Genomic DNA, 14471 nt, shown 5'->3' with positions numbered 1-14471 from the left:
TGGGAGCGGCTCGCCGACCTTCTCGCCGACCGCCTCCTCGACCTGAAGCCGGACGACGACTCGCCCTGGCCGCGGATCGCCTTCGACGGCGCCCCCGCGTCCCCCGCGTGCACCGAGCCCCGGCCTCGTCCGGTGGGGGCGCGGCGTTTCGCTCCGCATGCGCCTTAGCCCGGTCGCGGCAAGAATGTAGGGCGCCGGGACTAGCGGTGCGTCCTGCGCCGCGCCGGCCGTCCGGCAACGGGAGGTACTACATGACCACCGCCGGAGACATCATGCACCGCGGCGCCCAGTGGATCCCCGCCCACGAGACCCTCGACCGCGCCGCCCAGCTGATGCGCCAGCTGAACGTCGGTGCACTGCCCATCAGCGACGAGAACGAACGGCTCTGCGGCATCCTCACCGACCGTGACATCGTCGTCGGCTGTGTCGCCCTGGGCCACGACCCGTCGACGATCACGGCCGGCGAAATGGCCAAGGGCACACCGCGCTGGATCGACGCGGGCGCCGACGTCAGCGAGGTGCTCCAGGAGATGAAGGGGCACCAGATCCGCCGGCTCCCGGTGATCGAGAACAAGCGTCTCGTCGGCATGATCAGCGAGGCCGACCTGGCCCATCACCTGTCGGACGATCAGATCGCCTCCTGGGTCGAGAGCGTCTACGCGAAGAGCACGACGCACTGACCGTCGGCGTCGGGCGCGGCGCCCGACCGCCCGATCATCTCCCCGCTCCGGGCGTCACAGCCACCCGTTGCGCTTGAAGCCCCGGTAGAGGGTGACGCAGGCGGTGGCTATGACTCCCAGGACCAGCGGATAGCCGAACTTCCAGTGCAGCTCCGGCATGTACTGGAAGTTCATGCCGTAGACCCCGCACACCATGGTCGGTACGGCGATCAGCGCGGCCCACGCCGTGATCTTCCGCATGTCCTCGTTCTGCGCGACGCTGACCTGCGCGAGATGCGCCTGCAGGATCGAGTTCAGCAGTTCGTCGAACGCGGCGATCTGATCGGTGGCCCGCAGCAAGTGGTCGGAGACGTCGCGGAAGTAGGCCTGTATCTCCGGGTCGACCACCCGGATCGGTCGTGAGGTGAGTTCCAGGAGCGGGCGGGCGAGCGGGGCCACCGCTCGCTTCAGTTCGAGCAGTTCGCGCTTGAGCTGGTAGATGCGGCCCGGGTCGACCCGCGCGCCGTTCGCGGCGAACACGTCGGTCTCCACCTGGTCGATGTCCGTCTGGACCGAGTCCGTGACGCTCAGATAGTCGTCGACCACGTGGTCCGCGATCGCGTGAAGCACCGCGGCCGGTCCCTTCGCCAACTGTTCGACATTCGCCTCCAGTTCCTCCCGCAGCGGACCGAGCGAACCGTGCCGTCCGTGGCGGACGGTGATCACGAAGTCCGCGCCGACGAAGACCATGATCTCGCCGGTGTGCACCACCTCGCTGGTCGCGGTCAGTTCGGTGTGCTCGACGTAGCAGACCGTCTTGAACACCGCGAACAGCGTGTCGTCGTAACGCTCCAGTTTCGGGCGCTGATGGGCCTCGATCGCGTCCTCGACCGCCAGCGGGTGCAGGCCGAAGAGCTCGGCGATACCCGCGAACTCCCGCTGTGTCGGCTCGTGCAGTCCCAGCCAGACGAAGCCGTGGTCGTGCCGGCGGACCTGCTTGACGGCCTCGACGACATCGCGGACAGCGGGGGAGCGGACACCCTTGTGGTAGGTCACGCAGTTCACCACCGAGGTGCCCAGCGGGGAGCGGGCCGGATGGCTCAGGTCGACGCGGGGACGCCGTCGGGCCAGCCGTGCCATCGTGCGCAGGCCGACGACCCTGTCGAGGCCGGTGACCTTCCGCAGATTCCCTGCCATGGACATCTGGCTTCTCCTTGCGTGGATCTCCTCGCACCGCACTCCGTGCCTTGTGGCGCCAGTGTGCCAGGGCTGATCGAGTGCCGGGTAAGGCTGTGGGAACGGAGCATTCCGCTCCACTTGTAGACGTCCGAAGCGGCGGGGCCGTTCCGATCCGGTCGTTCGGATCCGGTCGTTCGGATCCGGTCGTCTCCATGTCGACGCTTCCGGCCGGTCGCGGGGTGGGTGGCCTTCGCGGCTGCGGGAGCGTCGCCGTGTAGTGCAAGTCGGTCAAATGGGATGATCGGGGCATGATGCAAACCGACGGTTATCTCCTCGACCACCGGCGGGCCGAGACGGGGCAGGGCCCCGACGCCTTCGCCACGCTCTTCGACCCCACGACGTTCCGGCACATGGAAGCCTTCGGTCTGGGGTCCGGCTGGCGCTGCTGGGAGGTCGGCGCGGGCGGCGCCTCGGTGGTCTCCTGGCTGGCCAAGAAGGTCGGGCCGACGGGCAAGGTCATCGCGACGGACACCGACATCTCCTGGGCCGTGCCCTCGGTCACCCGCCCGCCGGTCGAGGCACTCGTCCATCACGTGGGCGCCGACGAACCCCCGGGTGACGGCTTCGACCTGGTGCACGCCCGGCTCGCCCTGGCCCATGCGCCCGACCACGAGCAGGCGTTGTCGTCGATGATCAAGGCGCTGCGTCCCGGCGGACGGCTCCTGATCGAGGACATCGACCCCGCCCTCCAACCCCTGGCCTGCCTCGAGGAGTCCGGCCCCGAGCACCGGTTGGCCAACCGGCTTCGCCAGGCCGTGCGCGAGCTGCTCGCCGAACGCGGGACCGACCCGGCGCACGGCCGCAGACTTCCGCGTCTGCTGCGGGCCGCCGGCCTGCGCGGTGTGGAGGCCGACGCGTACTTCCCCGTCGCCGCACCGGCGTGCGCCGCCCTGGAGTCGACGACCGTCGACCGGTTCCGCCAGGAGCTCGTCACGGCGAGCCTCGCGACGGAGGAGGAGATCGACCGGCATCTGGCGACCGTGGCCTCCGGCGCGATGGACGTAGCCGCCCCGCCCCTGATCTCGGCCTGGGGCCGGAAGGCGTAGCGGTAGGGACCGGTCCGGTGGCGGACCGGTCGCCTGTTCACATGGCCCGGGCGCTCCCCGGCGGTCTCCCGCCGACCGTCTCCACCGCCAGCGCTCCTGCCCGGCACCCCTCGGCGGCCGCCCCCTCGGCGTCCGCGCCCGCGAGCGACGCCGCCAGGAACGCCCCCGTGAAGGCGTCGCCCGCGCCGGTGGTGTCGCGGGGCGTGGCGGGTACCGCCGGGATCCGAGACTCGACGACGCCCCCGCACGCGACGAGGGCGCCGTCCGCCCCTTGCTTCGCCACTACCAGGGGGACGAGACGGCTCAACTTGGCCGCCGCGTCGGCCGGATCGGGCAGCCCGGTCAGCAGATGGGCCTCGTCGCGGCTGGGCAGCAGCACATCGATCCCCTCGACGAGCCTGAGGAAACGGTCCACACCGAGCCGCGTCAGGAACCCCGCCGACGCGGGGTCCACGCTCACCGGCACTCCACGCGCGCGTGCGGACTCGAGGGCCACGGCGGCCAGCGCGCGACTCGGCTCGGCGAAGAACAGATAGCCCGACAGGTGCAGCCGCGCGACCCCGTCGAGCAGGGCAGGCGACCAGTCGTCCGGGTCCAGCCGCAGCGCCGCACCGCTGTCGGTGAGAAACGTGCGCTCGGCCGCGGCACCCGTGTCCACCAGGCAGATCACCGTCCCCGTGGCCGCGTCCGGATCGACCACCAGATGGGGTCGCACCGCCGAGGCCCGCAGCTCCCGCTCGTGCCACGCCGCCCCGTCCGTGCCCACGCGCCCGAGCAGCCGCACGTCCGCGCAGCCGCGATGAGCCGCCCAGCAGGCCACGTTGGCGCCCGCCCCGCCCGGCAGCGTCCGGATCGCGGAGGCCGTGTCGGTGCCCGCCGCGAGCGGCCCGCGGTGCAGGGCGACGACATCCGTCACGACGTCCCCCACGACGAGCAGTGCCCCGCGCCCGTCCGCACCCCGCCGGTCGGTCACCTCACGCCCCGGCCCACGCCGCCGCGATACGCGACGCGAGCCGTACGTTGCCGCGCACCGCCGCCAGGTTGGCGCTCAGGGAAGCGCCGTCGGTGTGCCGTACGAGATAGCTCAGCAGGAACGGTGTGACCGCCTGGCCCGTGACACCCTCCGCCTCGCACGCCGCCAGCGCCTCCGCGAGCACGCGCGCGTGCAGCTCCGGATCGAGTTGTTCCTCCTCCGGCACGGGGTTGGCGACGATCAGCGCGGACTCGGGGCCGCCGAGCGCGTCCTGCGCCCGCATGACGTCCGCGACCTCGCCCGGCGACCCGAGCGTCCACTCCACCGGATGGCCCGAGTCGGAGAGGTAGAAGCCGGGGAAGCGGTCCGTGCCGTACCCGGCGACCGCGACACCCAGTGTCTCCAGTCGCTGCAAGGTCGCCGGAACGTCCAGGATCGACTTCACGCCCGCGCACACCACCGTGATCCGGGTGCGTGCGAGGAGCCCCAGGTCGGCGGACTCGTCCTGGGTCACCGTCCACTCCCGGTGCACGCCTCCGAGCCCACCCGTCGCGAACACCCGTACGCCCGCGAGGGCCGCCAGCTGGGCGGTCGCCGACACGGTGGTCGCACCGCTCACGCCCGCGGCCACCGCCGTCGGCAGATCGCGATGCCCGAGCTTGCGGATGCCGTCCTCGTTCGCGACCCGGTCCAACTGCTGCTTGTCGAGGCCGATATGGGGCCGCCCGTCCAGCACGGCGATCGTCGCGGGTACGGCGCCCTCCTGCCGTACGACCTCCTCCAGCTCCAGCGCCACCTGCAGATTGCGGGGGCGGGGCAGCCCGTGCGCGATGATCGTCGACTCCAGCGCCACCACGGGTCGACGCGCGTCAACCGCTTCCCGCACCTCTTCGGACACCATCAGCACGCGCTTGCCTCCTGTCTGACGTTCTTCTCTCATCCCTGGCGGACAGCGCGTCCGGCCAAACCCTTGCGCTCTGTGGTGCAGGACACCAGCCTGAGGTGCATGAAGGAGAACACGACACGTCTCGACCATGTCGTCCTCTGGGTACGGGAGCCCGTCGCCGCGGCCGGCTTCTACGAGAAGGCCGTGGGCCTGGAACCCGTGAGGCTCGACGAGTACTCGGCGGGACAGGCGCCCTTCCCCTCCGTCCGTGTCAACGACGAGACCATCATCGATCTCATGCCGCTGGCCATGGCTCCGAAGATGAGGATGGTGCCGGGCGCCGCCGCCGGTGCCGGGCATCCCGTCAACCACGTGTGCCTCGCCATGCCCGGCCCCGCCTTCGACGAACTGCGCGGCCGACTGGAGGAGCAGGCGGTCCCCGTTTCCGAGGTCTCCCACGACTCCTTCGGCGCCCGCGGCCTCGCCCGGCGAAGCTTCTACTTCCGGGACCCGGACGGCAACGTCTTCGAGGCGCGGCACTACGAGTAGCGCGCCCCGGCCGCCGTCAAGAGCTGGGCCCCGGCCACCCAGGTCGTCCAGGGACGCGCACAGGCCGGCCACAACCCGCTCAGAACAACGGCTCCGGAAGCACCCCTTCCAGCGCCAGCAGTTTCCGCTTGGTCTCCAGTCCGCCGCCGAACCCGCCGATGCCGCCGTCGCTCTCCACCACCCGGTGGCACGGCACCACCACGGGCAGCGGGTTCGACCCCATCGCGACACCGACCGCCTGGGCCGCACCGGGCTGCCCCACGCGCCGCGCGAGGTCGCCGTAGCCCACGACCGAGCCGTAGGGGACGCCCGACGCCAGTTCGCGCAGCACCTGCCGGTTGAACCCCGATATCAGCGACCAGTCGAGCGGCAGCGCGAAGTCGTGCAGCTCGCCCGCGAAGTAAGACTCGAACTGACGTATGGCCTCGGCCAGCTGAGGGGTGTCGGGCGCCTCCACCGGGGTGGTGCCGAGGCGGGAGGCGAGCCGGCCGAGGGTCCGGTCGCGCACCGGCTCCGTGGCGTGGAACACGACGTTGACCAGGCCCTCGTCCGTCGCGGCCAGCAGCAGCGGGCCGATGTCCGAGCCGACGACGGCCCACACCACCAGCTGCTCTTCCTGCGCGTGGCTGTTCATGGGACCACCGTACGGGCCGCCACCGACAACGGCCGTGGTGTGCGCTCCGCTCCGGAGCGCGCATCACCGGCCGCGGACCGCCGCGTCAGCCCTGGGTGGCGCCCCTGACCACGTCCGGCTTGTTGGTGATGATGCCGTCCACGCCGTAGTCGGCCACCCGGCGGGCGTTGGCGGCGTCGTTCACCGTCCAGGTGAGGATCTCCAACGGCTTTCCGTGCGGACCCCCGAGCGCGTGGATCGTGGCGACGTAGGACGCCGAGATGGTCGTGTACGAGGAGTTGATCTGGTCGCTGAACCTGGCGTACTCGGGGAGGTCGGCGATGTCCGGGGTGCCGAGCAGACCGGTCTTCAGCGCAGGGTTCAGCTCGTGGACCCGGCGTACGGTGTCGGCGCTGAAGCTCTGGATCACCAGCTTCTCCAGGTGGGCCGGGCCGAGCCAGCCCTCGTTGCTCAGCACCTTCAGGGTCTGCTGCTCGATCCCCGGGTAGAGCTGCGGGTTCTTGATCTCCAGGACGAGCTTCTGGTGGTTGCGTGACACCCGCCGCATGTACTGCTCCAGCGTGGGCACGCGCGCGCCCGCGTAGTCGGCGCCGAACCAGCTGCCCGCGTCCAGGCGCCCGATCTCCGCGGCGGTGAAGTCCGCCACGTTCCAGGGCGCACGCTCGGGGTAGAGCTCCTCCACGTTGGTCGTGCGCGCCAGCGTCGCGTCATGGAGGACGACGAGCCTGCCGTCGCTGGTGCGCTGGACGTCGTTCTCGACCCAGTCGAAGCCCATCTCGTAGGCCTTGTCGACAGCGGCCAGGGTGTTCTCGGGCGCGTAGGCGGAAGCTCCACGATGCGCGACGACCAGTGGGTTCCCGGCGTCGGCGGCCGCGTGAGCGGCGGAAGTGGGGAGCAGGAGGACGGTGGCCCCCAAGAACGCTGTGGTCGCGGCGGCAACTGCGCGCACGTGCATGCGTACTCCTCGCGTCGATCGATCACGGTCAGCTCAAGAGTGACAGCAGAGGGTCAACGGCAGAGGTGCGCAGGATGGCCATGAATTGAATGGAGTTGCCCAAGTCCGCTCACGGGCACCGCACAAGTGGGGCAAGGCCGTGTTTCTTTGCCGGAAAATCGTTCGACCATTCCGGTGGGGGTCATACTCTCTGCGACAACCCTGACCGTCGTGGCGGTGCCGGGGCTGGGGGCATCGCAGGAAATCCAGGGACGCGACAGGGCGGGAAAGGCAGCCGCGAATGCAGGGCACGGTCGACGGCTTCAGCTACGGACTCGTCACTCCGGTGGTGGCCTATCTCATGGCCTGCCTCGGGGGCGCGCTCGGCCTGCGCTGCACCACCAGATCGATGCTCGTGGACGGCCGGTGGCGGATCGGCTGGCTCGCGCTGGGCTCGGCGGCCATCGGCTCCGGAATCTGGACCATGCACTTCGTCGCGATGATGGGGTTCAAGGTCCTGCAGACCCCGATCCACTACGACCCGCTGACCACGTTCGCGAGCCTCGCCGTGGCGATCGTCATGGTCGGCATCGGGATCTTCATGGTCGGCTCCAAGGGGGCCACCGGGGCCGCGCTGTTCACCGGCGGCACCATCACCGGCCTGGGCATCGCCTCCATGCACTACCTGGGCATGGCCGGCATGCGGCTCAACGGCACGTTGCAGTACAACACCGTCACCGTGGCGGCTTCGGTCGTCATCGCCGTGGTGGCCGCGATCGCCGCCCTGTGGGCCGCCGGACAGGTCCGCGGCTTCCTGTGGAGCGTCGGTGCCAGCCTCGTCATGGGGATCGCCGTCAGCGGCATGCACTACACGGGCATGGCCGCCCTCAGCGTCCATCTGCACGGCGTCGCGGGCCCCGACCCGGCCGTCGGCTCCTCGTCCGCCGCCCTGCTGGCCCCGCTGATGATCGGCCCGCTGGTGTTCCTGCTCCTCGCGGGAGTCGTCGTGATGTTCGACCCGTTCATGATCATGGGCAGGTTCCACACGAACCCGGTCGAGCGCCGACCCGGCATCCCGGCCCAGGCGACCGCCCACATCTGCCGGCACCCGGACTCCCGCACCGGCCAGGAGCACCGCGAGCGGCGATCCCGCACACCGCAGAACCGCTGATCGGAGCCCGTTGTCAGTGCGGGGTCGTACGGTGGATTGCATGCGGCCCGTTTCCAAGATCGAACGCACGGTGGCGCCCCTCGAGGTCGTCAGCCCCTACCAGCCGAGCGGCGACCAGCCCACGGCCATCGCCGACCTCGCCCGGCGTATCGGAGCAGGTGAGAAGGACGTCGTCCTGCTCGGCGCGACCGGCACCGGCAAGTCCGCCACCACCGCGTGGATGATCGAGAAGCTCCAGCGCCCGACCCTGGTGATGGCGCCGAACAAGACCCTGGCCGCCCAGCTGGCCAACGAGTTCCGTGAGCTGCTGCCGAACAACGCGGTCGAATACTTCGTCTCGTACTACGACTACTACCAGCCCGAGGCGTACGTCCCGCAGTCGGACACCTACATCGAGAAGGACTCCTCGATCAACGAGGAGGTGGAACGCCTGCGTCACTCCGCGACCAACTCGCTGCTCACCCGCCGCGACGTCGTCGTGGTCGCCTCCGTCTCCTGCATCTACGGTCTCGGTACGCCACAGGAGTACGTGGACCGCATGGTCCCCCTCAAGGTCGGCGAGGAGTTCGACCGGGACACGCTGCTGCGCCGCTTCGTGGACATCCAGTACACCCGCAACGACCTGGCGTTCACCCGCGGCACCTTCCGCGTCCGCGGCGACACCATCGAGATCTTCCCGGTCTACGAGGAGCTCGCCGTCCGCATCGAGATGTTCGGCGACGAGATCGAGGCCCTCTCCACCCTCCACCCCCTCACCGGCGAGATCATCAGCGACGACCAGCAGCTCTACGTCTTCCCGGCCTCCCACTACGTCGCCGGCCCCGAGCGCCTGGAGCGTGCCGCCAACGACATCGAGAAGGAACTGGGCGAGCGTCTGTCGGAGCTGGAGAAGCAGGGCAAGCTCCTGGAGGCCCAGCGGCTGCGGATGCGCACCACGTACGACCTGGAGATGCTCCGCCAGATCGGCTCCTGCTCCGGTGTGGAGAACTACTCGATGCACTTCGACGGCCGCGAGCCCGGCTCCCCGCCGAACACCCTGCTGGACTACTTCCCGGACGACTTCCTCCTCGTCATCGACGAGTCCCATGTGACCGTGCCCCAGATCGGCGCCATGTACGAGGGCGACGCCTCCCGCAAGCGCACCCTCGTCGACCACGGCTTCCGACTGCCCTCCGCGCTGGACAACCGCCCCCTCAAGTGGGAGGAGTTCCAGGAGCGCGTCGGCCAGACGGTGTACCTCTCGGCGACCCCCGGCCAGTACGAGCTGTCCCGCTCCGACGGCCACGTCGAGCAGATCATCCGCCCCACCGGCCTGGTCGACCCCGAGGTCGTCGTCAAGCCCACCGAGGGCCAGATCGACGACCTGGTGCACGAGATCCGGCAGCGCACCGAGAAGAACGAGCGCGTCCTCGTCACCACCCTCACCAAGAAGATGGCCGAGGACCTCACCGACTACTTCCTGGAACTCGGCATCCAGGTCCGCTATCTCCACAGCGACGTCGACACCCTGCGACGTGTCGAACTGCTGCGTGAGCTGCGCGCCGGTGAGTACGACGTCCTGGTCGGCATCAACCTCCTCCGGGAGGGCCTCGACCTCCCCGAGGTCTCCCTGGTGGCGATCCTCGACGCCGACAAGGAGGGCTTCCTGCGCTCCGGCACCTCCCTGATCCAGACCATCGGCCGCGCGGCGCGCAATGTGTCGGGCCAGGTCCACATGTACGCCGACAAGATCACCCCGGCGATGGAGAGGGCCATCGACGAGACCAACCGGCGCCGGGAGAAGCAGGTCGCGTACAACACGGCCCACGGCATCGACCCGCAGCCGCTCCGCAAGAAGATCAACGACATCGTCGCGCAGATCGCCCGCGAGGACGTCGACACCGAGCAGCTGCTCGGCTCGGGCTATCGCACGGGCAAGGACGGCAAGGGCGCCAAGGCCCCCGTGCCCTCCCTCGGCGGCAAGGCGGCCAAGTCCGCCAAGGGCAGGGCCAAGGCCGCCGAGACCGTCCCCACCGACCGTCCCGCCGCCGATCTCGCCCAGCAGATCGAGGACATGACGGAGCGCATGCGCGCGGCCGCCGCCGAGCTGCAGTTCGAGATCGCCGCCCGGCTGCGTGACGAGGTCTCCGAGATGAAGAAGGAACTGCGTCAGATGAAGGAGGCGGGCCTGGCCTGACCGCCGATCCACGGACGCCGGGGAGGGGCACGCCCCGGCGTCGGCGCGCTGTGTTGCAAGACCGACACAAAGTGCGACACAGGCTGCGGCAATGTCAGTGCCGCTGCGTAAGGTGCTGCACATCCGCGGCCTCCGCGGAAACAGGGGACAGTCGAGAGGGGAATCAGCGCGTGACCGTCAACATGACCAAGGGTCAGGCCATCAGTCTGCAGAAGAACGACGGAGGCAGCCTGACCGCGGTGCGCATGGGTCTCGGCTGGCAGGCTGCCCCCAGGCGCGGCCTGTTCGGATCCCGCACCCGTGAGATCGACCTCGACGCCTCCGCCGTCCTGTTCGCGGACAAGCAGCCCGTCGACGTCGTCTTCTTCCGTCACCTGGTGAGCGACGACGGCTCCGTCCGTCACACCGGCGACAACCTGGTCGGCGGCGTCGGCCAGGGCGGTGACGACGAGGCGATCCTCGTCGACCTGGCCCGGGTGCCGGTCCACATCGACCAGATCATCTTCACGGTGAACTCCTTCACGGGCCAGACCTTCCAGGAAGTGCAGAACGCGTTCTGCCGGCTGGTCGACGAGACCAACGGCCAGGAGTTGGCGCGCTACACCCTCGCGGGCGGCGGCCAGTACACCGCCCAGATCATGGCCAAGGTGCACCGCGCGGGCACGGGCTGGCAGATGACCGCCATCGGCTCGCCCGCCAACGGCCGCACCTTCCAGGACCTGATGCCGGCGATCCTGCCGGTCCTGTAGGCACGCACCGAAGCAGTCAGAGCACGCGACACAGGGGGACGAAGTCGATGACGGCCGAGCTGGTCCGGGGGCAGAACCATCCGTTGCCCGAGGTCCGACTGGAGATCCGCGTCTCGGCCGGCACGCCGATCGTGGCCGGGGCCACCCTCGGCGACGAGCAGGGCCGGGTGCACGGTGTCGAGTGGGTCGCCCACCCGGGCGCGCCCACCCTCCCGGGCATCGAGGTGCCCCGGCAGGCGGCGGCCGACCACCGCCTCGCCGTGGACCTTGACGCCCTGGCACCGTCCGTGCACCGGGTGACCGTGCTGCTCGCCCTCCCGACGGGGACCGGCGGCCCGGCGCGGTTCGCCACCGTGGCCGCTCCCTTCGTCGCGGTCACCGGCCTCGACGGCACCGAGGTCGCCAGCTACACCATCACCGACCTCGAACCGGAGTCGGCCGTCGTCGCCCTGGAGTTGTACCGCAGGCAGGGTGCCTGGAAGGTCCGCGCGGTCGGTCAGGGGTACGCGGGCGGCCTCGCGGCGCTGCTCACCGACCAGGGCCTGCCGCAGGCCCAGCAGCTGGCCGACAGCATCAACGAGGCAGTGGCCCAGGGCCTTGCCCGCTCGGTGGCCGCCCCTCCGCCCCGACTGCCGGACGCTGAACGCCCGCGCCGCACGACCGCGCCCGCGACGGGCCCCGACGAGACCCACGGCGGCGCGACACCCCAGGGCGTGACCGGCAACCCCGCACCCTCCCAGGGCCACCAGCCCACCTCTCCGTACGGCACGACACCCCCGTACGGCTCCCCGCACGACGACACGCGGCCCGACCACGCCGCGGCCACGCAGCACGGCGGCCCCACTCCGGCCGACCCGGCCACCGGCCAGCCCGGCCCGGCCACCGCCGGTGGTCCGGTTAACTACAGCCACCCCGGCCGCCAGACCACCGCGCCGCCACCGCCCGCGCCGACCGCGCCCCCGGCCGAGCCGGGACAGCCCGCGCGGCCCGTCGCCGGGGACGCGACCGGCTGGTCCATGGAGGAGCGGCTCTACAACCAGGTGTGGGGCATGTTCGAGGACCTCGCCCGCACCACGGCCGCCTACCGCAGCGCCGTCGACTTCGCCGAGTCGCGGATGGAACAGGAGCTGGACACGGTCCTGTCCGACCCGCGCAGCCGCATCAGCGGCCAGGGCGACGCCGCGCGCGAGGCGGCCCGCGCCAAGCACGCCCAGCTCGTCGACCAGGCCAGGGCCGCCCTCGATCGGGACCTGGCCCAGCTCGGAGCCGAGGCGGACGTCGTCGAGCCCGCACTGCCTCCGGCGTACGCGAGCTGGGACAACCCGGTCTGGCACGGCTACCGGGTGCCGATGGAGATCCCGATGGCCCTGCGTCTGGGCGACCTCCATCTGCCGGAGAGCGAGGACGTGCGCATCCCGATGCTGGTCCGGCTCCCGCTGGAACGGGGCCTGTGGATCGACAGCGGCCGTTCCGGCTCCCGCGACGCGCTCGCCGACTCCGACGAGCTGCACCGCCTCGCGCTGGACACGGCGGTCGCTCTCGCGGCCCGACTGCTCGCGGTCTACCCGCCGGGCGAGTTCGCCGTGCATGTCGTCGACGCGGCCGGGGCGGGCTCGTCCGCCTTGGCGCCCCTGACCCAGGCCGGTGTGCTCGCCGGGCCACCCGCGGCCGGAGCCGCGGGAGTCTCCGACGTGCTGGGGCGGCTCACCCAGCGGGTCGACCTCGTGCAGATGGCCGTGCGCGGTGGCGCGGCCGACGCGCTGCCCCCCGGCTTCGACACGGCCGAACAGCTACTCATCGTCAACGACTTCCCGCACGGCTTCGACGACCGTGCCGTCACCCAGCTCCGCTACCTCGCGGACGAGGGCCCCGCCGTCGGGGTCCACCTGATGATGGTCGCCGACCGGCAGGAAGCCGCTGCCTACGGGCCGTTGCTCGACCCGCTGTGGCGTTCGCTGATGCGACTCACCCCCACCCCGGACGACCACCTCGCCGATCCCTGGGTCGGGCACGCGTGGACGTACGAGCCGTCGAGCATCCCGCCCGGCAGCAGCGTCATGCGCGACGTGCTGGCCCGGGTGGCGGAGGCCCGTCGCTCCTGGAACCGCTGAGAACCGCCGTCCCCCAGCCCGCAGCAGCCCGCACCAAGCTCTCGCAAAGCCTACTGACCTGCGGATTTGATCCTTTCTTTGCCTCGGCCTTTACCTACTCTTGGTGATTGGGTACTCTTTTCGTGCGGAGGGGAGTACTCCCTACATGCTGCGGCGTACCCGTCAATACGGATCGATCCGATCCCGGGGCGTCGGCCCGGCGGCACCAGGCGTTGTGGAACGCCCTGGAGGACCGGGTGGAAGAGACCTCCGGTAGCGACGACGCTGAAATTTGCCGTTACGTACTGCCGGAGGCGCAGTGGATGTTTCCGTGACCCTTTGGGTCCTCACAGTGGTGGGCCTTGCCGCCCTCATCGCGGTCGACTTCTTCATCGGCCGCAAGCCCCATGATGTGTCCATCAAGGAAGCCGGGATCTGGACGGTCGTCTGGATCGTCCTGGCCGCCCTCTTCGGACTCGGGCTCCTCGTCTTCGGCGGCGGTCAGCCGGCCGGAGAGTTCTTCGCGGGCTTCATCACCGAGAAGTCGCTGAGCGTCGACAACCTCTTCGTCTTCGTCCTGATCATGGCGAAGTTCTCGGTGCCGTCGCAGTACCAGCAGCGGGTGCTGCTGGTCGGTGTGCTGATAGCCCTGGTGCTCCGCGCGATCTTCATCGCCGCGGGCGCGGCCATCCTCGCCAGCTTCGCGTGGGTCTTCTACATCTTCGGCGCGTTCCTGATCTACACCGCCTGGAAGCTGATCCAGGAGGCCAGGGCCGACGAGGCGGACGAGGAGTACGAGGAGAACAAGCTCCTCAAGGCCGCCGAGAAGCGCTTCGGTGTCGCCGACCGGTACCACGGCACCAAGCTGTGGATCGAGGAGAACGGCAAGCGCGTCATGACGCCGATGCTGGTCGTGATGCTCGCCATCGGAACCACGGACGTCCTCTTCGCACTGGACTCCATCCCCGCGATCTTCGGCCTGACCCAGGACCCGTACATCGTGTTCACGGCCAACGCGTTCGCGCTCATGGGCCTGCGCCAGCTGTACTTCCTCATCGGCGGTCTGCTGAAGAAGCTGGTCCACCTGTCCTACGGTCTGTCGGTCATCCTCGGCTTCATCGGTGTGAAGCTGGTGCTACATGCACTGCACGAGTCCGGGGTACACGTTCCCGAGATCTCCATCCCGGTGTCCCTCGGCGTGATCTGCGCGGTGCTGATCGTCACCACGATCACCAGCCTGATCGCGTCCAAGAAGCAGGCGCAGGCCGAGGCCGAGCAGAACAAGGCCGAAGGCGCGGAGAAGGACAGCATCGAGGCCTGACGGAGGCCGACCCGCACCAGCACACACGGATGGGGCCCCGCACG

The 14471-nt window shown here is 70.2% G+C and carries 13 protein-coding genes and 1 pseudogene; 9 read left to right on the top strand and 5 right to left on the bottom strand.

From position 1 onward, the window contains the following. Nucleotides 1-102: pseudogene (locus tag P1P70_RS02310) on the top strand (uridine kinase); the annotation flags it as partial. 149 nt (nt 103-251) lie between these two features. Continuing rightward, nucleotides 252-680 (top strand): CBS domain-containing protein, encoded by a 429-nt coding sequence (locus P1P70_RS02305; RefSeq protein ID WP_319234089.1) that lies wholly within the window; start codon nt 252-254, stop codon nt 678-680. Between the two features lie 54 nt (nt 681-734). On the opposite strand, the gene corA is transcribed toward P1P70_RS02305, so the two are convergent. Next, nucleotides 735-1862, bottom strand: a complete 1128-nt coding sequence (gene corA / locus P1P70_RS02300) for a magnesium/cobalt transporter CorA (protein ID WP_319234087.1) — start codon at nt 1860-1862, stop codon at nt 735-737. 284 nt (nt 1863-2146) lie between these two features. Between corA and P1P70_RS02295 the strand changes: the two genes are divergently transcribed. After that, nucleotides 2147-2944 carry a methyltransferase domain-containing protein gene (locus P1P70_RS02295; protein WP_319234086.1) on the top strand — a complete coding sequence of 266 codons (798 nt, stop codon included), beginning with the start codon at nt 2147-2149 and terminating at the stop codon, nt 2942-2944. 37 nt (nt 2945-2981) lie between these two features. Here the strand turns inward: P1P70_RS02295 and P1P70_RS02290 are convergent, their stop codons facing one another. Next, nucleotides 2982-3917 (bottom strand): sugar kinase, encoded by a 936-nt coding sequence (locus P1P70_RS02290; RefSeq protein WP_319234085.1) that lies wholly within the window; start codon nt 3915-3917, stop codon nt 2982-2984. Between the two features lies 1 nt (nt 3918). After that, the gene (locus tag P1P70_RS02285; protein WP_319234090.1) at nt 3919-4818 is read right to left on the bottom strand and encodes a pseudouridine-5'-phosphate glycosidase; all 900 of its coding nucleotides are present in this window, start codon (nt 4816-4818) and stop codon (nt 3919-3921) included. Nucleotides 4819-4923: 105 nt separating this feature from the next. Here P1P70_RS02285 and P1P70_RS02280 point away from each other — a divergent pair, with 105 nt between their 5' ends. Further along, complete coding sequence (locus P1P70_RS02280) at nt 4924-5352, top strand: VOC family protein (RefSeq protein WP_319234084.1); 429 nt, start codon at nt 4924-4926, stop codon at nt 5350-5352. Between the two features lie 79 nt (nt 5353-5431). Here the strand turns inward: P1P70_RS02280 and P1P70_RS02275 are convergent, their stop codons facing one another. Both P1P70_RS02275 and P1P70_RS02270 read right to left on the bottom strand, forming a co-directional pair. Next, nucleotides 5432-5986: a methylated-DNA--[protein]-cysteine S-methyltransferase gene (locus P1P70_RS02275; protein ID WP_319234082.1), complete on the bottom strand. Its 555-nt coding sequence runs from the start codon at nt 5984-5986 to the stop codon at nt 5432-5434. Nucleotides 5987-6071: 85 nt separating this feature from the next. Further along, nucleotides 6072-6941, bottom strand: a complete 870-nt coding sequence (locus tag P1P70_RS02270) for a glycerophosphodiester phosphodiesterase (protein WP_319234081.1) — start codon at nt 6939-6941, stop codon at nt 6072-6074. Between the two features lie 280 nt (nt 6942-7221). Between P1P70_RS02270 and P1P70_RS02265 the strand changes: the two genes are divergently transcribed. The 5 genes from P1P70_RS02265 to P1P70_RS02245 all read left to right on the top strand — a co-directional run bounded on the left by P1P70_RS02265 (nt 7222) and on the right by P1P70_RS02245 (nt 14427). Beyond that, on the top strand, nt 7222-8091 hold the full coding sequence (locus P1P70_RS02265) for an MHYT domain-containing protein (protein WP_319234079.1): 870 nt from the start codon (nt 7222-7224) through the stop codon (nt 8089-8091). 40 nt (nt 8092-8131) lie between these two features. Beyond that, nucleotides 8132-10267 (top strand): excinuclease ABC subunit UvrB, encoded by a 2136-nt coding sequence (uvrB, locus tag P1P70_RS02260; protein WP_319234077.1) that lies wholly within the window; start codon nt 8132-8134, stop codon nt 10265-10267. Between the two features lie 170 nt (nt 10268-10437). Next, nucleotides 10438-11016: a TerD family protein gene (locus tag P1P70_RS02255; protein WP_319234075.1), complete on the top strand. Its 579-nt coding sequence runs from the start codon at nt 10438-10440 to the stop codon at nt 11014-11016. A gap of 47 nt (nt 11017-11063) precedes the next feature. Continuing rightward, nucleotides 11064-13127 (top strand): TerD family protein, encoded by a 2064-nt coding sequence (locus P1P70_RS02250; protein ID WP_319234073.1) that lies wholly within the window; start codon nt 11064-11066, stop codon nt 13125-13127. 298 nt (nt 13128-13425) lie between these two features. Next, a complete protein-coding gene (locus P1P70_RS02245; RefSeq protein WP_319234072.1) occupies nt 13426-14427 on the top strand; it encodes a TerC/Alx family metal homeostasis membrane protein in 1002 nt (333 codons plus the stop codon). The last annotated feature ends 44 nt before the right edge of the window (nt 14428-14471 follow it).

Origin of the sequence: Streptomyces sp. MB09-02B, from assembly GCF_033794485.1 — a bacterium.
GTDB lineage: Bacteria > Actinomycetota > Actinomycetes > Streptomycetales > Streptomycetaceae > Streptomyces.
The sequence above is the reverse complement of the archived record's forward strand: the minus strand, read 5'-3'. Positions and strand labels throughout refer to the sequence as shown.

Coding starts and splice junctions, on each gene's coding strand:
- P1P70_RS02280 (WP_319234084.1), top strand. CDS start 4,924: ATGAAGGAGAACACGACACGTCTCGACCATGTCGTCCTCTGGGTACGG.
- P1P70_RS02250 (WP_319234073.1), top strand. CDS start 11,064: ATGACGGCCGAGCTGGTCCGGGGGCAGAACCATCCGTTGCCCGAGGTC.
- P1P70_RS02275 (WP_319234082.1), bottom strand. CDS start 5,986: ATGAACAGCCACGCGCAGGAAGAGCAGCTGGTGGTGTGGGCCGTCGTC.
- P1P70_RS02285 (WP_319234090.1), bottom strand. CDS start 4,818: ATGGTGTCCGAAGAGGTGCGGGAAGCGGTTGACGCGCGTCGACCCGTG.
- corA (WP_319234087.1), bottom strand. CDS start 1,862: ATGTCCATGGCAGGGAATCTGCGGAAGGTCACCGGCCTCGACAGGGTC.
- P1P70_RS02270 (WP_319234081.1), bottom strand. CDS start 6,941: ATGCACGTGCGCGCAGTTGCCGCCGCGACCACAGCGTTCTTGGGGGCC.
- P1P70_RS02295 (WP_319234086.1), top strand. CDS start 2,147: ATGATGCAAACCGACGGTTATCTCCTCGACCACCGGCGGGCCGAGACG.
- P1P70_RS02265 (WP_319234079.1), top strand. CDS start 7,222: ATGCAGGGCACGGTCGACGGCTTCAGCTACGGACTCGTCACTCCGGTG.
- uvrB (WP_319234077.1), top strand. CDS start 8,132: ATGCGGCCCGTTTCCAAGATCGAACGCACGGTGGCGCCCCTCGAGGTC.
- P1P70_RS02305 (WP_319234089.1), top strand. CDS start 252: ATGACCACCGCCGGAGACATCATGCACCGCGGCGCCCAGTGGATCCCC.